Source organism: Cutibacterium sp. LaCa_255, assembly GCF_057458005.1.
In genome coordinates, this window is sequence record NZ_CP190956.1 from 711470 (window position 1) to 734711 (window position 23242).

Consider the following 23242-nt stretch of genomic DNA (forward strand, 5'->3'; position numbering starts at 1 on the left):
ATGAACCTCACCTCTCGAGCTGACGTTCTCGCAGCGTTGCGTGAGCATCGAATCGATCCGCAGCAGGCGCGCCTGCTGCTGCAGCAACTCGATTCCGTCCCTACTCAGCAGGAAGAGTATGAGACATCTGTTAACTCCGTGACGCGGTCGGACAGCATTGCCATCATCGGCATGTCTGGGCGCTATGCGAGCGCCGCCAATCTGGAGGAGTATTGGGATCTCATCGCCAACGGGCGTGATGGGGTACGCGCCTTGCCCGCGCGCTTTGCTGGCGCGAGTGTAGATGAGGTGGCCACACCGCGCATCGGCTATCTCGATGATGTTGATGCTTTTGATCCGGCCTACTTCCAGGTGCCGTATGCCGAGGCCAGAGCGATTGATCCCCAGCATCGCCTCTTCATGCAAGAAGGCGCTCGGGCGCTTCAAGACGCAGGGTATTCCCGAGCTCGAGTCTCGGGCAGGCGCTGTGGCGTGTATCTGGGGCTAGCCAACGGTGACTATCTGATCTTGGCTGATCGAGAGGGCTCCACTGGGGCTACTGTCACGAGTTCCAGCAATGCGATCGCGGCAGGCCGTGTTTCCTACTTTTATGATCTCAAGGGCCCGGCGCTCACACTCGACACAGCTTGCTCGTCGTCACTGGTGGCACTCCACCTTGCAGTAGCTGCTTTACGGGCTGGGGAGATCGACATGGCTGTGGTCGGCGGGGCGGCCACGTACCTCTCGGTTGACGGACTCGCTGATATGGCGGCGGCAGGCATGCTCTCGCCGACGGGTGCCTGCCGTGCTTTCTCAGACGATGCCGACGGTTTTGTTCCGGGTGAAGGAGCTGGTGCCGTCGTCTTGCGGCGCCTTGCAGACGCCGAGGCTGATGGAGACCACATTCATGCAGTCATCCTTGGTAGCGGGATCAATCAGGATGGGCGCACCAACGGGATCACTGCGCCGAATCTGGCATCCCAGCGAGCGCTCGTGCAGGAAATTTACGAACGGGGTCAGATTGATCCACGGGGCATCACCTATGCGGAAATGCACGGCACCGGCACGGTGCTCGGTGATCCGATCGAGCTGGAAGCTCTTGCTGGAGCTTTCCGCACGTGGACGTCAGACACTGGGTTCTGCACCATCGGCTCTGTAAAGTCCAATGTGGGGCACACATCGGCTGCAGCGGGCATGGCGTCGCTGCAGAAGATCGTCTTGTGCATGCAGCATGGCGAATTTGTGCCGACGCTGCACGCCGGCACGCTGAACCATCATTTTGATTTTGCTCAGTCGCCATTTGTCGTGGGCACCGAGCGGCGTCCATGGCTTTCAGACGGGCCGCGCCGTGCCGCTGTGAGTTCTTTCGGTTTTAGCGGCACTAATGCGCACGCAGTGGTAGAGGAATATGTGCCGAAGTCAATAAGGCGAGAGCCAATGGCGGATTCCGCACTGCTGGTCTTGTCGGCTCATCAAGAGAGCCAGCTGCGCGAGATGGCAAGGGTTCTCGCTGAGGCGTTGGAGCGCGACGCCTCTTTAGACCTTCGCGACGTGGCCCTTACCTTGCAGCGAGGACGGGATGCGCTGCCGGAGCGCGCTGCAACGGTTGCCTCGGATCGTCAGGATGCCATCCGACTCTTGCACGGATTCGCCGTTGGCGATTCTTCCGGGTGGCATCGAGGCCGTGCGACGCGTGCTCGTCGCGATGATAGCAGTGAGACTTCCACGCTTGGTGAGCTGGCCTCAGCGTGGGTGGATGGACAAACTCTTGCGTGGGACAGGTTCGAGCAAACTCAAGAGGGTCGGACCGTCTCCCTCCCCCCCTACCCCTTTGAACAAGTGCCCCTGTGGTTTGAGCCTGGTGGCAAGCACCGTGGGGGACCGGCGGAGACGACGCATGTGATCCGCCTCGAGACAGACGATTGGCGCTTGCGGGAGCATCGCATCAACGGTGTCGGTGTGTTGCCAGGCGCTGCGTCGGCGGAGTTGCTGTGGCAATGGCTTGCGCAGCAGGGTAAGCACACTGCGCTCTCGGACATCGTGTGGTCACATCCCCTCACGAGTTCCGGTCAGCCGCTGACATTGCGTCTCACTCAGGATGGAGCCGGGGCGCTGACGATCGCTACTGATGACGGCACTTGTGTGAGTGCGAGGAGGACATCGTGGCGCGAGCCGTTCCAATCCCTTGTGCCCGCTGAGAACACATTCTCTGTCCCAGCGTTAAGAGGAGTTGCGCCAGGAGTGGAATATGGGCCCAGGTTCGGGTTGCTTCGCGATGTTCGTGTGACTGACGACGCTGCGATAGGAAACCTGGCTGTCACAGGCGAGGCGGACTGGGCCGGCATCCTGGATTCGGCATGGCAGGCGGTGGGGCCGCTCCTACCGGTAGATCACTCCTATGTGCCTCTGACAGCCGATCGCATCGACGTGTGGGGAAGCCCGGATCGGGCCCGTCGCGTGTATGTCGCCCGCTCTTCTCAGGACAGCGCCAGTTTCAACGTCGACATCATCGGTGAGGGTGGCGAACTCCTGTTGGCGACCCAAGGCCTTACGTTCGCGGCCTTAGACGGGCGTGACTTCGACAAGATGGCATTCGTCATGACGTGGCGAGACCGGCCGCTCTTCGCGTCTACCCGAACTCGCGTGGCTCTTCTCAATCAAGACTTCGACTCAGCGTTGTGGACCGGAGCAGTAGACCTCGGAACCCCCACTGATTGTGACGGAGCGTGCTGGGTACTGCCGACACGAGAAGAGAACGCCAGCGACGCTTTGGAAACCGTCGGGCTGTGTCACACCACCCTCATGTCGCTTCTGGCTGATCGCGAGGCCACGCGTCGCCTCATTGTCGTGGACACCAGCGGTGGTACGAGTGCGACTGCCGCCGCCGTTTCGGGTTATCTCAAGACTGTGCGACTTGAGACGTCGATGAAGACGACGCTGCTCTCCGTGACGAATCTCGATGAAGCTCCCGCGGCTGTCGCGGCGGAGATTGCGGCCGACGACATCCAGGTGTGCGTGCGCGACGGCCTCCGACAGGTGGCCGAGTTTGCAGAGTCTGAGATCCCGGAGAGCGAGTGGGGAGCCGAGACCGCACTGGTGGTTGGCGGCTCGAGCGGAGTCGGTGCGCTGATCGCTGCAGCAGTCGTTGAGGCTGGCGGTCGTGCGGCGATTCTCTCGCGTTCAGGAGAGCCCGCGCAGTTGCCGTCGTGGGCGAGTGCCGCGCCCGATCGCGTCCTCTATCTACGAGGAGACGTGACGTCGCGAGAGGACGTGTCTTGCGCCGTCGCCGAGATCCATGAGCGGTGGGGTGCGCTTGATGCCGTCTACCACGCGGCAGCCGTGCTTTCAGACTCGATGCTGCGTGGGATAACGGCCGAGCAGCTTTCAGCGGTGTGGGGGCCCAAGGCTGTGGGTTTCGAGGTGCTCGATGAGATTCTCGCAGACGAACCGCTGCGCCACTTCACCGTCTGCTCTTCGCTGTCGGCCTGGATCGGTAACCCTGGGCAGGCTGCCTATTGCGCGGCGAACGCTTACGTCGACGGTGCGGTACACCACCGTGAGAAGTTGCGGAGAGCTGGCGAGCGTCATGGCCAGTCGGTCAGCATCGCGTGGCCGTATTGGGCCGACGGCGGAATGCGGATCAGCGATGAGGCCATCGCTGCGCTGAAGCGCGATCTGGGCATGATCCCGCTGCCCCGTGCTATCGGCGTCGGTCTCTTTCCGTCCCTCATTGCGACGGGGCAACCTGCGATTGCGTGTGGGGTGGGCTCTGCCGGAGGAATGCGGAAAGCGCTTATCTCCGGCCAAGATCAGCCCTCGGCTTTGGAACAGACCGTTGCCGTTCAGGGGCATGCCCTCGCCGTTGCGGCCGCCCAGATGATACGCGAGGCGATTTGTGAGGGTACCGGCACCCCCGAAGAGAGGGTGCGCCTGGACGACTCTTTCGAGGATCTAGGGCTGGATTCCATCGTCATCATGACGGTCACCAGGAAGCTGGAGACGCGTTTTGGGTCTCTTCCCAAGACTCTGTTCTTTGAGCACGTCACGATCGAAGAGTTGGCCTATACCCTGGCCACGAAGTATCCGGCCGTGTGCGGCGAGTTGGAAGAGAGTGTCGCCGCGAACATCCCGCTTGCTGGCCCCGCTGTCAGCGCCGTGACACCGGTTCGCTGCTCTGATCGAATCGACGAAGGACAGGTGGGTCCCCAGACACGCGATATCGCCATCATCGGCATGAGCGGTCGCTTCCCGGGCGGTGATTCGCTGGATGAGTTCTGGAACAGCCTGCGTCAGGGCCGGGACTGCATCACTGAGATCCCCTCCGGACGGTGGGATCATCGCCGCTACACGGGAAAGCCCGGTGAGCCTGGCAAGACCCCGGCACGCTGGGGCGGATTCATCAACGACGTCGACAAGTTTGACCCTTTGTTCTTCGGTATTTCACCGGCTGAGGCGGACTTTATGGATCCCCAGGCACGCCTCTTCCTCCAGGAATGTTGGCACGCGTGTGAGGACGCCGGATATACCCGTAAAGCGCTCTCTCGAGAGAAGGTGGGTGTCTTCGTCGGCGTGATGTATGGCCACTATGGCCTGCTTCGCGGATCCATCGATGGTCACAGCGTGCCTGTGCCGTCGTCCTTTGCCGCGATCGCGAATCGAGTTTCCCATGCCCTGGATTTGCACGGCCCGACGATCGCTCTCGACACGATGTGTTCATCGTCACTGACGGCGCTTCACCTGGCGATCAACAGCATCCGTTCGGGTGAGTCAGATCTTGCACTCGCTGGCGGGGTGAATCTGACCATCCATCCTGACAAGTTGGTGCTGTTGTCACAGGGCAAGTTTGCTTCGCTGGACGGTCGGTGCCGTGCCTTTGGCCAGGGTGGAACTGGCTATGTGCCAGGTGAGGGTGTGGGAGCTTTTCTTCTCAAGCCCCTCGCATCGGCGATCGACGATGGTGACCATATTTGGGGAGTCATCCGCGGGAGCGCTATCAACGCGGGTGGTCATGCCGGCGGTTTCACTGTTCCCAGCACTGCTGCGCAAGCTGATGTGATACGAGCGGCTCTCGCCGACGGTCATGTTGATCCCGGCACTGTCTCATACGTGGAGGCACATGGCACGGGCACGGAGCTAGGAGATCCGATCGAGGTCCGAGGGCTTGCGGAGGTCTTCGGCCCCTCCCATTTGGCGCAGCCGTGTTTGGTCGGTTCTGTGAAGAGCAATATCGGCCATTGTGAATCTGCCGCGGGTGTGGCGAGCTTGGTCAAAGTGTTGCTGCAGATGCGCCATCGTACGCTCGTCCCTTCCCTGCACGCTGACCCGTTGAACTCGTACATCGACTTTGAACAGGCACACGTGGAGGTCGTTCGTTCGGAAAAGCCCTGGGATGCCCCGATGCCGCTCCGTGCTGGCATTAGTAGCTTTGGTGCGGGCGGCGCAAACGCTCACCTCGTGGTCGAAGAAGCGCCAGAGGGAACTCCGCGTGGTGGAGAACCAGCCCACCCGATGGTGGTGGTCCTGTCTGCTCGCGATGAGGAGCGGCTTGAGAACGTAATCGACGAGTTCGTCAACGCTGCCCAGAAGACTCCGGATCTGCGCCTCAGTGATGTGGCGTTTACCCTCCAGACCGGACGAGAGGCCCTCCCTCAGCGCTGCGCCATCGTCACAGCCGACCTAGCCGATGCCGTCTCGCAACTCGTCGCTTTCCGTTCCGGAATGCCCTCACAAGTGATGACAGGTCGGGCTGCCCGCGCCCAGTCCTCTCTGGAGCGCGATCCGTCGGCTCCTGATGAAGCGCTGGCTCTCCTGGCTGAGGGCGATCTTCACCAGATTGCGCGTCGATGGGTGGAAGGGTTGGCGATTGACTGGTCCGCGATGTGGCAGGGCGATCGTCCGCGCCGCGTCAGTCTGCCCGGCTATCCATTTTCTCGCGAGACATGTTGGGTGACCCCGCCGAAGGAGGCGAGCGCGCGATTGCATCCTCTGGTCCACGAGAACTGTTCCACCCTCGAAGGGGTGGCTTTCCGGACGCACCTCGACCCGCGTGAGCCGCTATTGCGCGATCATCTGGTTTCTGGGACTGCGATCTTGCCTGGTGCAGTCATGATCGAAATGCTGCACGCTGCAGGTTGCCTGTCCTTCTCTCAACCGGTCACGCTGTCAGGAATAGTGTTTAGCCGACCTTGCCCTGCGGCAGAAGCCACCGATCTCACTATCCATGTGGAGCCTAGGGGGGATCGCGCACATATCCGCATCACGAGCGCACACGATCAAAACGAGGTCGAATACTGCGACGCGATGGTCGAGCCGGAGCTGCACAACAACCGAGCGGTCTGCGCGGCGGTCTTGAGTCCGGGGGAACGCCGGACGATCCCCGTCGAGGAACTGTATAGTGCCCTAGTTGAGGCTGGCTTGGAGTACGGGGCGACCCTGCGGACTGTTCGCTCAGTTCAGGTTAATGCCACCGAATCTGTAGCTACGGTCCGTCGCAACGTGGTGCTCGAGGGAACCCTCTTGGACCCTGCCATGATCGACGGCGCGCTGCAATCTACGTGGGCTTTCCTCCAGCAGTCAGAAGATGGCTGCGCGGGTCAGAAACTTCCGTTCGCGATCCAGCGAGTGGAGATCTTGGCCGACACACTGCCTGACTCCGTCACAGTGGTCTCGACAGCAGCGGCCAACACGCCGACTGACGAGAGCGGCGTGGATATCGCGGTGTGTAACGATCAGGGTGAGATCTTGGTGAACATGCTCGGTGTCCGGTTCCATGCAGTTGATGCGGTGGAGCGGCCTGAAGTGGTGCTGCTCGTTCCAACCTGGCAATCGGTCTCGATGCCCGATCACAGTGGCACCGACAACCCGCCCCACCGAATCCTGTTCACGACATATGAAGAATTGTGTTATGAGACCCCCGAGGTAGATGCCACACTCCTTTATACGGGAAGCGCTCGCGATACCGAGTTCATGACTGCGGCAACGCAGGTTACTCGGGTGTTGCGTGAAGCGGACGGCAGAAACGGCGACACGCTCGTTCAATTGGTGGTGAGCGAGGACTCCATGTTGGCAGGGCTGTTCCCGCTCTTGCGGACAGTTGCTGCTGAAGAGGGTTTCGACGCGCAGCTGATGTTGTGCCCGCCTGCAACCGATCCGGCCGTGATCGCAGCCTGGTCGCGAGAGGAGGCCCGTGTCCAGAGACCAGATCAGGTGGTGCGGCGGACAGAGCACGCCCGGGAGGTGGAATCGCTGAGCGAGTTCGTACGCCCGGTAGCCCCTGATGTGGCCGTTGATGGCGTGTGGCTTATCTCTGGGGGCGCGGGCGGAGTTGGACGGCTCATCGCTGAGGATCTCGCGTTCCGTGCGCGTCGCCACGGCTCTATCGTCCGGTTAATCCTGCTCGGACGGCGCAATTCTTCTCCTGACATTGAAGAGTTCACCGGCCGACTCACTGGGGGTGGTGTTGTCTGTACCTACGAGTCCGTTGACATCACCGATGCGGCTGCCGTGCGTGCCCTCGTCGTCCGCGTGAGCGCCGAACATGGCGCGGTCACCGATGTCATCCATGCTGCGGGCGTGGTACACGACGGTCTTCACGCTGCTAAGTCCGAGGAAACGATACAGAAAGTATTGGCGCCCAAGGTGCTGGGCACGCTTGCGCTCCACGACGCCGTCGCAGATCAGCCGCTCCGCAGTTTCATGTTGTGCTCCTCGCTGGCTGCCAGCATCGCAAACCCGGGGCAGGCAGACTACGCAGCCGCGAATGGTTTCGAAGACTCCTTCGCCTTGTGGCGGGCAGCAGCTGTTCGGCGGGGAGAGGCGCGCGGTCATTCGGTGTCTGTTGGCTGGCCGCTCTGGGCTCATGCAGGCATGGGATTGGCGCCAGCAGCAGCGGCCCGTATGACAGCGCAAACAGGGTTAGTTCCGCTGCCAACAGAGACTGCGCTCGACCTTTTCCATGCCCTTCGTCTTCAGAGCCCCGCTCGGGTTCTGCCCCTGATCGGCGATCCAACTCGGATTCGGTCATTCGTTGCACGAGCTCGTCGCAACGGCGACGATCCACAGGAAACTGAGTCGGGCAATCAAGGGGTAGCAAACGAGCAACTAGTGATGGGTGCTCGCGACAGCATCAGCAGCGATGACCTGGCGGAGAAGTTACGCGACATCCTGGCTGACCTTATTCGCGTGGATCGCCGCCGTCTCGATCTTGATGAGCCGTTGGAAGCCTACGGTGTGGACTCGGTCGTGATTATCGATTTCGCTGAGCGGCTCCGCCCCACGATGGGGCGGGTGTCAAAGAGCGTCTTCTTCGACAGCCGATCCCTGCGAGAGCTTGCGCAGCATCTCATGGTTTCTCATCCCGAAGGGAGCGCCTCCCTGGTAGGTAGCGCCGCAATCCAGCCAGACACGTCCTCCACTCCTATGGAAGTGTCCGCGGTGACCGTCGCCTCAGGAGTCGTCGTAGAGGCGACGGACAGCCGCCAGACCGGAGAATCCACTAGCCCTGAGCAATTTGCGATTGTAGGCATGGCTGGGCGTTATCCGAAGGCCTCCAATGTGGCTGAATTCTGGGACAACCTGTGGCACGGTCGCGATAGCATTGACCGCATCCCATCTTCGCGTTGGCAGCAGTGGGGCGCTCCCGTGTACCCGGATGATTTCGGTCTCGGCTGGGCGGGGATGTTGGAGGATGCGGATTGCTTCGACGATCGCTTCTTTGCAGTAGCACCCTCCGAAGCCGAGGTGATGGATCCTCAGGAGCGGATCTTGCTTGAGTGCGCCCATCATGCAATCGAGGATTCTGGTCATCGCCCGGACAACCTGGCTGGACGTCAGGCTGACGGTTCGTTGGCAGTAGGGGTCTATGTCGGGGCGATGTACTCCGAATATCAGTTGTACGGTGCCCAGTCACAAATGGGCTCGAACGGCTATGCGCTGAATGGTGTGCCTGCCGCCCTCTCCAACCGCATCTCGTACACCTACGGTTTCGGTGGCCCCAGCATGACGGTGGACAGCATGTGTTCGTCTTCACTCACTGCCCTGCATGTGGCGTGTCAAGCGCTGCGACGCGGGGATTGTGAGGTGGCTCTGGTGGGCGGCGTCAATTTGTCGGTGCATCCCAACAAGTTCCGCTTGCTCAGAGCCAGCGGTTTCACGAGTCCTCACGGTCGTTGTAAGGCTTTCTCTGCCGATGCTGCAGGGTATGTGCCGTCAGAAGGCGTTGGAGTCCTCGTCGTCAAGCCGCTTGCCCAAGCCCTTGCTGATGGCGATCACGTTTATGGGGTGGTTGCGGCTACCTCACTGGGGCATGGCGGTCGGAGCAATGGATTCACGGTTCCTCGACCCGCGGCACAAGCCCATGTTGTGAATGAGGCGTTGCTTCAGGCAGGGTTGAGCGGCGCCGATGTGGACTACGTCGAGGCTCATGGAACGGGCACCAGGTTGGGCGATCCGCTGGAAATCGATGCTCTATTCCGCGCGCTCGGCGCGGAGCGTTCCCAGCCCTGCCTCGTGGGTTCGGTGAAGTCGAACATCGGTCACTGTGAGAGCGCGGCTGGTATGGCTTCGGTGACCAAGGTGCTACTCCAGATGCAGCACGAGACTCTCGTCCCCAGCATCCATGCAGACGAACTCAACCCAGACATTGAGTGGGAGTCTGTGGGCATGGAGGTGGTGCGCGAGCTCCGTCCTTGGCCGTCGAACCGCCGTCGGGTGGCAGGTGTCTCTGCTTTTGGCGCGGGCGGATCCAATGCTCATGTGATTTTGACCTCAGCCCCGGTTGTCCAAGAGGAGTATTCTCCAAACTGTGACGTCGTCGAGCTGCCTCTATCGGCTTGTCGCCCGGGCGATCTGGCTGCTATTGCCCGGCAATTGCAGGAGTGGTTGCGAGGCAAGCAACTGACTTCGACTGAACTTGCCGACGTGGCTTACACCTATCAAGTGGGACGGATGCCTTTGGAACACCGTGTCTTGCTCGTTGCACACGACCAGCAGGAGCTGGAGTGCGCTCTCGCCTCCGTGTCAAGGGGATCGACCTCGTCATCTCAGCCCGTCTCCTTGGAAGGCCAGGCGTGGTTGGCTGGCGAGTCAGTTGCGTGGCAATTTGATCCGCAGCGTCGGCGAATCTCACTTCCTGGTTACCCGTTCGCGCGTCGTCGGCATTGGCGTCCTGAGCCGTGGACACAGGTGCAAGCGGCACAGGAAGTCACGCTTGTGCCAGTTCATGCCCTCGTTCATCGCAATGTGTCCTCGATGTTCACCCAGTGTTACGAGAGTGACTTCGGACCCGACACACCGGTTGTCGCTGACCATCGTGTCCAAGGTGTCCCAGTGCTTGCGGGTGCGGCCTCTCTTGAACTGATGGCGGTAGCAACAGGGCTTGGTCTCGAGGCCCCTGTTACGCGGTTCACTCATGTGGCGTGGTCATCGTTGGTGAGTTTGGCGGAACCGGTGACATTGCAGACATCTCTGGTTCCGGAGGTAGACGGCCTCGCTGTTGACGTGCGCTTTGGGGCGACGGTGGCAGCGTCGGCAATTGCTGACCTAGATGATGAATCGCCTTCTTTGGAACGCATCGATCTTGATGCTTTGCGACGTCGCTGTGGGAGCCCAGCACCGGCCGACGCTGTGATCAGTCGACTTGAGGCGCTCGGTCTCACTCATGGTCAGTCGTATCGGCAACTGGTGGCGTGTAGCGCCGCGAGTGATGAGGTGCTGGCGGTTATCGGATCGACGGCTGGCGATGGGCATCCTTCATTAGCAGCGATGCTCAATGCCGCATTTGAGTGTTGTGTCCTTCTGGGGCGCGAGCCCGGTCTGTGGTTGCCTTTTGCGGCTGATTCCGTGCGGTTCGCCGCTATGGATCTTCCTGCCCAGATATATGCCCACGTGCGCAGGCGTGTCACGTCCAGCACCGCATTTGTTGCTGACGTTGCTCTGGCAAACGAGTCGGGCGATGTGCTGGTGCGAGTCGATGGGCTCGCGCTGAGAGAGGTGAAGGAGACGTCTCATGTTTGATCAGACTGTTCGCTGTTTTCGCACCAGTGAGGTTGCTGCTCCGACGTCGCCTTCTGAGAGCCTGCCCCGTGTTCTGGTGGTAGCAGATCCCGGATCGCAAGACACGGCGCGGATTTTGTCGGCTCTGGAAACTGCGTCGCCTGCTCATGCGGGCTCGACCGTGGCCGTGGAACACCAACTGGTCAATCTCAGCGAGACCGATGTTGTGGTGGCTCTGGTTGACGATGTGACGGATCCCCTGCGGCTGCTCGCGATGCAACTGGAATTACTCCATGCCGTGATGAAGCACGGTTCCGCCACTCCGATCAAGATCATGTGGTTGATTGAGCAGACTGGGGAACAGGCCTCCGCATGCGCCAAGGCGATGGCTGCTTTCTGCCGCGTGGTGACTGAAGAAGACCCCGATTACCGTCTGCGCACGGTCGTGTTTGAGCGATCCTCCCTGGAGCCGCAACCACTTCGGCTCGTGGCTGAGTTGTCGCAAGATGAGGAGTGGGTGCGGCTCACATCGAGCGAGCGGTTGGTGCTGGCGATCGAGCCGACCGACCTCCCGAAAGGGGATTGGCCGTCACTCGGATCCCAGGAGGCTGTCATCATCAGTGGTGGCGCAGGAGAACTAGGCCTCACTTTGTCGGCGCAACTCCTGCAGCGGAGCGATGCTCAGGTGATCATGGTCGGTCGCCACGCTGAGACGGCGTCCAAGGTCCAGCGTGCACTGAGCACTCTCTCTCGGGAGAGGGAACGAGTCAGGTACGCCCAGTGCGATATCACCGATACCACGGCAGTCGCAGCCCTGTGCGATGGCCTGCGCCAGGAGGTTCGGATCCGCGGCGTTATTCACAGCGCAGGCTTGGTAGATGACAGTTTCGCGCGGATGAAGAGTGTTGACGCGGCGGTGGCCGTCGCTGCCCCCAAAGTGGCAGGGTTCCATGCCTTAGCGGAGGCGACGCGGGATGACTCCTTGGCGTTCTTCATGACGATCTCCTCGCTAGCAGGGACATTTGCCAATGTCGGGCAGTCCGATTACGCCTTCGCGAATGCATTCCTCGATGCCATGATGGAGGAGCGAGCGACCTGCTCTACAGAGGGCGGTCCCCGTTATGTTTCCGTCGCTCTGCCGGCATTACGGGGTACCGATCTGGTGGAGCACGTGTCATCGACGGCGCTGGCCAACGGTATCTCGTGTGAGCAGGCAGCCGCAGCCTGCGCGAGGAGTCTCGGCGGCCATGGTGGGGTTCTCGCCGTGACAGGAGCAGCAGAGGCGGACCTTGCGGATACATCCGATCCTGACGATGGCGTCCCAGCCGCGACGTCGCTGCAAGAGATCGAAGGGTTTGTCCTTGAGATCGTGCGTCACTTCACCAAGCTCGACGCAGAAGACTGCACGGCGTCCACGACGTTCCAGCAGATGGGCGTGGAGTCGATCCTCGCGCTGTCGATGACAGCGGAGCTAGAGAAGCGTTTCGGCCGGCTTCCTAAGACATTGTTCTTTGAGCACGAGAATGTTCGCGAACTTGCCGCTCGTCTAGCTCAACGTAATGGGGTCACAACCGACGATCAGGAGCCGAGGCCGGAATCCCGCTCTCGGACAACTCGCGCGATCCCCGAGCACCGAGATGAGGCGATCCCGGCGAAGTGGAGGTTACTGGCTGCCCGTGGTGCCGCCTTGAGCGGGCGTGCGTCGCATTCCTCGTCGCCCGCAACAGGCGACATCGCCATTGTGGGCATGGCTGGTCGCTACCCCAAGGCGCCGGATTTGGAGGTGTTTTGGCGCAACCTGCGTGACGGCGTTGACGCGATCACTGAAGTCCCGGCTTCTCGGTGGGACCATGACGCGATCTTCGATCCAAACGGCCGTCGGCCTGGGACTACATCCGCTCGCTGGGGTGGATTCCTAGACAAGATCGATAGCTTTGATCCCCTCTTCTTTGGGATTTCGCCCGCTGAAGCAAATTACATGGATCCCCAAGAACGCCTCTTCTTACAGACTGCTTGGCATGCTGTCGAAGAGGCTGGCTACCGACCGGATGCTCTCCGAGGCGAACGCATTGGTGTCTTTGTTGGTGCGATGTTCAGCCACTATCAGCTGCTCTCCGATGCTGCTGGCGTGCGTGGTGGAGCTTCCTTCTCGTCGATCGCTAATCGGGTCTCGTGGACCCTGGGCCTCCGCGGCCCGAGTATTGCCGTCGACACGATGTGTTCCTCCTCGCTGAGCGCTCTTCACATGGCGTTGCAGAGTCTGGCCGACGGGGGATGCCGCGCTGCCATCGTGGGCGGCGTCAATGTGATGCCTCACCCGTCGAAGTTCGTCACTCTGTCGCAGGCAGGTTTCCTTTCCAGCGATGGGCGCTGCCGCTCCTTTGGAGCTGGGGGCGACGGATATGTCCCGGCCGAGGGAGTCGGGGCCGTGCTAGTGAAGCCTTTGGAAGCGGCGCTAACTGACGGCGATCACATCCATGCGGTCATCAAGGGCTCTGCCCTGAATGCAGCAGGACGGACGAATGGTTTCACGGTTCCAAGCCCGGCCGCGGAGGGCGACGTCATCGCTGAGGCCTTGCGACGCTCTGGGGTGGACCGAGCCAGCATTAGCTACATCGAGGCGCACGGTACAGGCACGGCGCTTGGTGACCCGATCGAGGTCATTGGTCTCCAGAATGCGCTTTCGCCGGCTCCGTCGGCACCGGTCTGGATAGGGTCTGTCAAGTCTTCCATCGGCCATGCAGAGTCGGCGGCGGGTATCGCGGCGTTGACCAAGGTGGTCCTTCAGCTCGAGCATGACACCATCGCCCCGTCGCTCCACTCTGCCCAGCTGAACCCACATCTCGATCTCGCGGAAGCCGGTTTCAAGATTTCTCAAGAGGCTGTTGCGTGGCCAAACAGTGGAGAGCGCCCGCGTGTGGCGGGGATCAGTGCCTTTGGTGCGGGTGGCTCCAACGCGCATGTCATTGTGGCCTCGGCACCTGCAGAGCGTCTCGTTGACGTTGATGAAGCTGGATCCCACGTGGTGGTGCTCTCGGCTCCAGACGAGGATCGCTTAGCGGCTGTCGTCGAGAGTTGGCGACGGTGGTTGCATGGCTCTAGCGAGAGCGCACCCTGGAGATTCGCTCACGCACTCGACACGATCCTGGGATTGCCTGTGGGAACTGTTGAGGCGAGCGACCCGCTCGATTCCCTGGGTTTGGACCAGGTGGGACTGCATCGCGCACTGTCGTTGGTGGGATTGTCTTCGCTGCCTGCCGACGCACGTACCGTCGGTGACGTCGAGAGCGAATCGGCTTCGCGAATTTCCTCGTCCTTGCCTTCTCTCGCCGCGATTGCAATGACCTCACAGTGCGGCCGTCAAGCTTTTGCGTGCCGCCTTGCACTGGTCGTCTCGTCGCTCGAAGAACTTTCCACTGCTCTGGATTGTGTGGCACAGGGGGAGTCTCATCCGTCTGTTTTGACGAAGCCGGCCGACGCCGCGTCCCTTTCCTTCATGCTTGGCGCCGACTTCACGACCTCCTTTGCCGCCGACGCGCTAGCCCATCATCGGTGGGAAGACGTTGCTCGGTTGTGGGTTGCCGGTGTCAATGTCGATTGGGAAGTCGCGTGGCAGCATTCGCGCCCCACGCGCGCCAGTCTTCCGCTCTATCCATTTAGGGAGGGCTCGTGCTGGCTGATTCCTGTGGGGGCGGGTGAGCCGCTGGCGAAATCTGGTTCGGCTTCGGAAGCCAGCGAGGCGCCGGTGGTGACAAAGCCGGTCCATCGAGCGGATGTGTCCGAAATCGTGCTGGATGTCTTCAGCACCGTGCTCGCCATCCCACGTGAACGTCTGACGAGCAGCGGCACGCTGGAGGGCTATGGCGTCGATTCCATCCGCGTCCGCCAGCTCCTTACAGCGTTGGAAGAGGTCTTGCCAGGGATTCCTGTGTCTCTCATGTTCGAGGCGGAGACCGTGGGGGACGTGGTCCAAGCGATCCAGCGGCTCTACCCAGACGGAGCCCCCGAAGTCCCATCAAGTACTCAGCAGTCTCGCTGCGAAGTCGCTGCTAGAACGGTGACGAGCCAAGGAGATATTGCTGTCATCGGCATGGCTGGAAGGTTCCCCGGTGCCTCAGATGTTGACGCATTGGCTCGTCGGCTGATCGCTGGCGACGATCTGATCAGTGAGGTTCCCGCACATCGCTGGGACTGGACCCGCTACCCGGATCATCAGGTGCGGTGGGGAGGATTCATTAGCGACGAGAGGTGCTTCGATGCCGAGTTCTTCGGTATTTCTCCTAGCACCGCGGCCTATCTGGATCCCCAAGAACGTGTTCTGCTGGAGTGTGCGTGGCACTGTGTGAGCGACGCTGGTTATGTTCCGCCTGCCATGGCTCAGACTGGCCAGCACCAACTCACTCCACAGACTGGCGTGTATATGGGTGTCTCTTTCAAAGACTATGCGCTGTTCGGCGCGCAGGACATGGGCCGGGGAGTGCTCTTACCGCTCGATTCACAGCACTATTCGTCGGCAAACCGCATCTCTTATCACCTTGATCTTCATGGCCCCAGCGTCGCGATGGATACTGCCTGTTCGTCGTCTCTCACTGCGCTGCACGCTGCGTGTGCAGACTTGCGGGTTGGACGTGTGGACGCTGCGCTCGCAGGAGGTGCCAACCTTCTGCTGCACCCGGCGAAGATGCTCACTTTGGATTCGTTTGGATTCGTGTCAGATGACGGCCACTGCCACAGCTTTGGTGACGGTGGGAATGGGTATGTTCCGGCCGATGGCGTCGGAACAGTTTTGCTCAAGCGACTTGAGGATGCTGAGCGAGACGGTGACCGCATCTACGCGGTAATCCGGGGGACTGCAGTGAATCATGGCGGTCGCATGCGCGGTTACACCGTGCCAAGCATTGAAGCGCAGGCGGCCCTCGTTGGTGCTGCGCTGGCCGACGGCGACGTCGACCCGCGTTCGGTGTCCTTGATCGAGGCGCATGGAACAGGTACGGACTTGGGCGACCCCGTCGAGGTAGAGGCACTTGGTCGAGTGTTTGCAGACGTGCCACAAGGCACAATGGCCATGAGTTCCATCAAGGGCAACATCGGTCACGCCGAGGCAGCAGCGGGTATCGCCCAAATGATCAAGGTGCTGCTACAACTACGCGATAGGAAGATTTATCCACACTGCACTAACTCGACGCGAGTGAACCCGTTGCTCGGCCTTGAGCAGACCCCGTTCCGCCTGCCCGACTCAATTGAGCCTTGGGAATGCCCCGTCATCGACGGCATGACAGTGCCGCGTCGAGCCGCGATTAGTTCCTTCGGTGCAGGAGGAGCGAACGCCCATGTTGTGGTGGAAGAGGCAACCGCTCAGCCCGATGTCGCCCCCAGGACTGGCGCGGAACTGCTCGTCTTCTCTGCCACCAATCCCACTGCTCTCCGTCGTCAGATCGAGGCCTTCGTGGCGGAGACTCTCGAAAACGAGGAACTCTCGCTCGCCGATGTGGCAACAACCCTGCGGTTGGCGCGGCCTGCCCTCAACCAGCGACTAGCGCTCGTGGCTGGCGACCTGCGGGAGGCACGTGAACAACTCCGCTTCTTCTTAGATGGGTCGATGTCCGGATTGCACGCGAGTACTCCGCAGGTGGATGCGGTGGGCGTTCTCCGGGATCGCCCCACTGACGGAGAACTCGACTCCGTGGCCGGTGATTGGGTGGCGGGTACCGTGCTTTGGGGCAGTGGGTGGCAGACTGGCCGCACCACGGCACTGAAGGGATACTCCTTCGCACGTGATGAGCATTGGCTCTATAGTGCGGTCGACGATCCGCAGGCTCCGCTCGATCCAGCTCGACGCGAGCGAGACACGACCTTGTTGGAACGACTTGCCCATGCGACGGACAACGAGCGACATGATGAGGTTGAGAGCACGGTCCGCTCATTGATTGCGGCTCACTTGGGATACGAGCAGCCGGAGATCATCGATGGGGACAGGGGGTTCTTTGACCTCGGCCTAGACTCCATTACTTCGATGGACCTAGTCAACGCCCTTGAGACGGAGGCTGGACGTGAGCTTGATCCGCAGATGTTCTTTAACTTTCCCACGGTGAATCGCCTCACGGAGTATCTGCTCGAGCAGTTGACGGTAACTGGGGATGACGCAGTGAGCACGCGGGCGGGCGATGTCGATGCGGCAATCACTGCGGGACCCCTTGCGATGATTAGCCCGGACTGGCAGGCTCAGGAACTGTCGGGGAGTCGCGGAAACGTCCCTGACCGCGTGCTGCTAATGGACGTTGATGGCAAGGTGGCAGAGGCTTTTGCCAACCTTGAAGAGGATCAGCGACCGCAGCAGATCGTGCATGTCACGTTTGGTGAAGAGAAGGCACGAGAGTCCGAGAATCACTTTGTGGTGCGTGCAGGCGAGGTTGATGACCTGCGCTGGGTGATTGAGGAGATCGGCGAGCCGATCGACCATGCTGTGTATTGGTGGAATCAGGCGCGCGCGCCCATTGAGGAACAGGTCGAGAGCAGTTTCTACGCGGTCCTCGCCCTGTGCCAAGCGTTCCAGCAGGGTGAGGGCCAGTCACCTCGAAGGGTGGTGCTTGGGTTCAAGACAGCACGAAAGGCCCCTGCCCCGGCTGCCGTCAACGCGCTCAGCGGCCTAGCGAACGCAGTGCGGTTTGGAAGCGGGTGCGCCCAGCGTGAGCACGCTGGAGATCAGCCATCCATCGTGGCCGTGGCCAGCTGTGGCACAGGCGATTCTGGATGAGTTGCGGCAAGAAGTTGTGGACACGATCGTTCGTCGTCGTCCAGAACGCGAGGTGCGAAGGTTCACATCGGTCCAGCCACACATCGATGAATTGCCCTTGCGCGAGCGAGGCACTTACCTCGTCACGGGTGGCGCAGGCGGTTTGGGGTCACTATTCGCCAAGGAGCTGGCCAGCCGATACCAAGCGACCGTGATCCTACTGGGCCGTCGTCCCTCCTCGCCGGAGACAGACAAACTCGTGTCTGAGATCGAGGACAGGGCTGGCCATGCTGAATATGTGAGCTTCGATATCAGTGATGCTGGTGCCATGTCTCGCTGTGTTGAAGCTGTGACACAGCGCTATGGGGTAATTCATGGCGTCATCCACGCCGCTGGCGTGACCCGAGACTCTGCGCTGGCACACAAGACGCCCGAGGAAGCTGCTGCGGTTCTCGCGCCCAAGGTGGCTGGTACGAGAGCCCTGTTGGAGGCGACGGTCGACCAACCCCTAGAGATGTTTGTGGCGTTCAGTTCTGTGGCCAGTGTGCTGGGCAACTTTGGTCAAAGCGACTACTGCTATGCGAATGCATTCCTAGATCATGCGATGTCTCAAGCAGCTGAAGAACGGGCCGGAAAGTGGCTCTCTATCGCGTGGTCCTTCTGGGACGGGGTAGGCGGTATGCCTGCTAGCGATGGCGTTAAGACCTGGATGCGAAGCCGCATGGGGATTGAGCCGCTTGGTCCAGACGATGCCTGGACAGGCTTGTCGATGGCGCTGAGTAGTGACGAGCCTCATGTCATTGTCACCAAGGGCGATCTCAACAAACTTAGCGAGGTCTTTGCGACCTCAATCCATGCCGCGGAAGCTCACTCAGATGATCTTGCGGTGGTTGCGAGCGAGACAGAAGATATCGCGCTCGATGATCTTGAAGAAGACGATTTGGCCGAATTGCTATGTCGCGAAATGGACGCGGCAACGAAGGAACTGGGACAAGCATGAGCCTCGACACCAAGGAACTGCTCAAGCAATCGATCGTGACGATCCGGGAGCTCCGCGCCGAATTGGACGCAGCGCGGGACGTGCACCAGGCTAAGCCGATCGCCATCGTTGGCATGGGGTGCCGCTTTCCCGGAGGCGCGGAGAGCCCTCAGCGCTACTGGGATCTGCTGCGCTCCGGGCGCACCACAGTGACTTCCGTTCCGCGCGAACGCTGGGACGCGGATGCCTTCTATGCGCCGCCGCCAGGCAAGCCAGGGCGCAGCTACATTCGTGAGGCCCACTTCCTGGCACAAGATGTCGCTGAGTTTGATGCCAGATTTTTCAAGATGCCCCCGGTGGAATGCCGCTCCACAGATCCCCAGCACCGACTGCTGCTGGAGACCAGCTGGCATGCTTTGGAAGATGCCGGCATCGATCCGACCAGCCTGCTTGGCAGCCGTACGGGTGTATATCTGGGAATCTCCAGCAATGCGGAGTACGGCAGTCTCATTGACTCGGTCTCAGAAGTTAACCAGTACGTGTCGACGGGTGTGATCTCCAGCGTAGCAGCAGGCCGACTTTCCTATTTCTACGGGTTTAACGGGCCAGCGGTCGCTATCGATACCGCATGCTCATCCTCACTGGTTGCCGTCAAACTTGCGATGGATGCCTTGCGTCAATCTGAGTGCGAGGTTGCCCTCGCAGCCGGCAGCAGCCTCATGCTCGCGCCTGCGGTGATGAGCAGCCTGTGCGCAATGAACGCACTGGCACCGGACGGTCTCAGCAAGCCCTTCTCTGCCGATGCTGATGGGTATGGACGCGGTGAGGGTTGTGGAGTCCTCGTTCTCAAGCGTCTTTCTTCGGCGCTCGAAGACAACGACCGGATCTGGGCTGTCTTGCGAGGTGCAGCTGTCAATAATGACGGTGAAAGTAGCGGTCTGACTGTTCCGAACGCTCACGCTCAGAGAGACGTATTGCAGCGCGCGCTGGAGTGCGCTCAGGTGGCCGCCACCGAGGTGGATCTCATCGAGACTCACGGGACCGGGACGCCTCTTGGTGACCCGATTGAAGTGGATGCCATTCGGGCTGTCTATGGGGATCGCAGTACGCCCCTTTATCTGGGCGCTGCCAAGGGAAATGTGGGACACCTGGAATGCGCGTCGGGAATGGCCGGGTTGGTGAAAGCCGTGCTGCAGTTGCAACATGCGCAGATGGTGCCGGTGGCGGGCCTCGCAGAGGTGAACCCGCGTATCCGCCTCGGAGATCACATCCGTTTCCCCCAAGAGACTGAGCCCTGGCGGCAGCTGCAACAAGGGACGAGGATCGCTGGCGTTAGCTCCTTTGGTTTCAGCGGCACCAACGCGCATGTGTTGGTTGAGCAGGCTCCTGAGCAGGGCGAACGAGAGAAGGACAGGGGCAGTTCCCCGGTGCTCACCCTGAGCGCCAAGACCGAGACGGCGTTGCTGGTCTTGGCCAGAACCTACCGTGACTTCCTCTCTGCCCACCCGGACGTCGACCTTCAGGCTGTATGTGATCAGACCAGTCGTGGTCGAGCTCACTTTGAGCACCGTTTGGTGCTCCTTCCCTGTGACGTCGCCGACGCTGTCGAGGCTTTGGATGAGGTGCTGGCTTGGGCTGATGGGCAGGAAGACCTCTATGCCGCAGGTGTGGAGATCCTCGGCACTAGCCATGGCCGGGATCGTTACGCTGCTAAGCGTCATCTGTATCAGACCTTGGCCCATGGGCGTGCCTTCCTTGCCCACACCGATCACCAGATTCCCCCGCGCTTCTTCCTTGCACTGGGCCGCGACACGACGGTCGCAAAGGAGCAGCGAGATGACTGGCTTCGGTGGCAGGGCTATCGGTCAGGCTGGGCGGCTGCCGAGGCTGAACTAACCTCCCATGGCACGTTCGCGACGGAATTCTGTCACCACTACGCCGTAGGTATGCTCCTACGAGAAGTGTCGATTCGTCCCGATCTTGTGAGCGGCAGTGGGGCTGGCGCTCTGGCCGCCGCTGTTCTCTGCGGCGTGGCGTCGCTAGCCGATGTGGCAGCCGTGGTGTCGGCACTCGACGTAGGCACTGAGCCGGCTCCCGTGATCGCACATGATCCTCGAGTGGGGTATCTGGCTTGGTCCGATGCAACAGCAGTGCATGGCGCCGAGCAGACCTGGGCGGCGATGTTGGCCGACGTCCAGGCTTGCGAGGCGCAACCACCGTTGGATGCCGCCTACGAGTCCGGTTATCGGTTCATGGTGCTGAATGGAACGCGACCCTCGGGCGAGCAGCGCGACGACATGGTGTTACTGCTGACGGCCGATCTCGATGGGCAGATCACTATGTCCCGTCTGATGGCGCAAGCAGAGGCGCTTGGGGCCTTCTTGGCATGGCCACAGATGACGGTCCCACTAGATCGCGGGCTGGAATTGCCGCTGTATCCTTTTGAGCGCTCACACTACTGGTTCGCTGGGTCCACGTCTCATCAGCAGACGTTACTCGCACCACGTGACTTCGGCCTCGACGGTGCTCGCCTCGACTTTCCGGGTCAAGATTTGAAGATCCTGCACACGTTGTCGGCGGAGAATTTTGCCGAGGCAGCGGACAATTCGGGGGCCGTCCACCTGGGCTACTTCGTGGAGATGCTGGCGCGGGCTGTGGCGCCCGTTCTCCCGGTTGAGACGGCGTTTTCGATTCGCTGGATGGATCTACTTAAGGCCATCATAGTGCCCCCAGACACTCCGATCGAGGTGTTGATTTCCTTGCCCGCCGCAGTGACGGAGGGCGCATTCGCCATCCATGCTCGATTGGCCTCAGAGACGGATTGGTCGCTGGTTGCCCGCGGTGAGCTCGGGGCGGTGCATGGTGATGCACCGCAAGAACCCCTCGGTGCCTATCGGGAACGTATGGCTGCCATGACACAGGAGCAGTTCTACTCGGCGCTAGAACTCGAACGGGGATTCTACTTTGGGCCGGCTGTGCGCGCCGTGGAGCAGGCATGGTCGGGAGAATCCGCTGGTGTCCTACGTCTGGAGGTGGCGGCCGGAACACCGCGTAGGCCCTTCTACACAATGGGTTTCCACCCGGGCTTCGTGGATGCCTGCGCCCAGGCGTGCAACCGCTTCTCGATGGATTCCACACCGCGAGAGCAGAAATACATGGTGCAGCGGCTCGAAGAAGTAACTCTCTGGTCTGGCCCCAGCACCGCGGACGTCAACTCACCACGTATGGGAGTCGTGGACGTGACGGGAGTGAGTGACGATCTGCAGAGCATCTCGGCGACGTTCTCCATTACCGATCAGGTTGGCAGTGTGCAGCTGCGCGTGGGGCTGGTGAGATTGAAGGCATTCGACGAAGAGAAGTTGGCGATGCTCGCTGGTGCGCGACGTGAGACTTCTTTGGGGCCCGACCAACTTCTGTTGGCACGCTTCCAACGTGCGTCGCAGACTGGCAAGGTCGATCTGATTCTGAATTTGCTGATTGAGCTGCTCACCGACATTCTCAGTTTGGGGCCTGAGGAGGTTCTGGCTTCGACGCCCATGCGGGATTTCGGGCTCGATTCCATGACGGGAATGGATCTCTACACACAAGTGGCGGATCGCACGGGCAGCCCGCTGACCTTCACCGATTTGTTAGAGGCCGAGAATCTTGCCGCTCTCGCTCATGACGTAGCCCAGGCGATGCAGCGCAACCCCCAGGAGACTCGTGGTGAGGAATCGACAGATTTGTCCACAGGGACGTGGCTGAGGGGATTTGAACCCGCGCCAACTGAAGCTCGGGTGCGCTTGCTGTGCTTCCCGAACGGATACCGCAGCGCGGACATGTTCGACGAGTGGCAGGACATCCTTGGACCTGAGATCCAAGTGGTGGGCGTCATGTTGCCGGGGATCGATGGGACACGCTTGCGGGAACGGCCGCCGGTCTTGATTGATGAGATCAGCAAGACCATTGAAACAGTGATAGCGGAGCCTCTGGCAGACCTTCCTGTCGCTACATACGGGCACAGCTGGGGATCGCTCTACTCCTATCGCCTAGCAGTTCGACTCAAGCAGACTGGCAGCCTGGACGTGATCCGTACGTTCGTGTCGGGATTCACTGCACCGAGTCGACCCAATACGGCCACCACCAAGGTGCGTAACGAGTTGCTGAAGGAGGGCTTCGATCGAATCCCGACTTTCGAAGAAATCGCCGCCGCCCCCCAGCGAGTCGCCTCGGTGGTGGCTGCCTATGTGAAGACGTGGAATTACACGGAGGCTGAGACAAAGGCAACGCTCCCACAGCTCCTGGCGGCCTGCTGCCTCATCGACCGCTACCAGCCGATGCCTGGGGAGTCTCTCGACGTACCTATGTCGATCTTCCACGGGGTGGACGATTACGGCGTCTCGCTGGATGACTCGCGCGCATGGACCCAGTTGGGATCTGCCGGCACTGAATTCCATGTAGTCGCTGGAGACCACCAGTTCGTGAACCGCGAGCAGTCAGGGGACCAGGTTCTACAGCAGATCCGCGCCACGCTTCTCGCTGACTTGTCCCGGGTGTCTGCCCAGGATCTCATTTAGGAA

General features: G+C 60.9%; 4 protein-coding genes. All 4 read left to right on the forward strand.

All coding sequences use genetic code 11. The features are described from left to right. The 4 genes from ACP8ML_RS03160 to ACP8ML_RS03175 all read left to right on the forward strand — a co-directional run bounded on the left by ACP8ML_RS03160 (position 1) and on the right by ACP8ML_RS03175 (position 23239). A complete protein-coding gene (locus ACP8ML_RS03160) occupies positions 1 to 10992 on the forward strand; it encodes an SDR family NAD(P)-dependent oxidoreductase (RefSeq protein ID WP_117189358.1) in 10992 nt (3663 codons plus the stop codon). Between the two features lie 364 nt (positions 10993 to 11356). Further along, positions 11357 to 17725 (forward strand): SDR family NAD(P)-dependent oxidoreductase, encoded by a 6369-nt coding sequence (locus ACP8ML_RS03165; protein ID WP_486703065.1) that lies wholly within the window; start codon positions 11357 to 11359, stop codon positions 17723 to 17725. Further along, a complete protein-coding gene (locus ACP8ML_RS03170) occupies positions 17703 to 18704 on the forward strand; it encodes an SDR family NAD(P)-dependent oxidoreductase (protein ID WP_486703029.1) in 1002 nt (333 codons plus the stop codon). Before ACP8ML_RS03165 ends, ACP8ML_RS03170 begins: the two co-directional genes overlap by 23 nt. Next, entirely contained in the window at positions 18701 to 23239 is a 4539-nt protein-coding gene (locus tag ACP8ML_RS03175; protein ID WP_171048588.1) for a beta-ketoacyl synthase N-terminal-like domain-containing protein, read from the forward strand. Before ACP8ML_RS03170 ends, ACP8ML_RS03175 begins: the two co-directional genes overlap by 4 nt. The last annotated feature ends 3 nt before the right edge of the window (positions 23240 to 23242 follow it).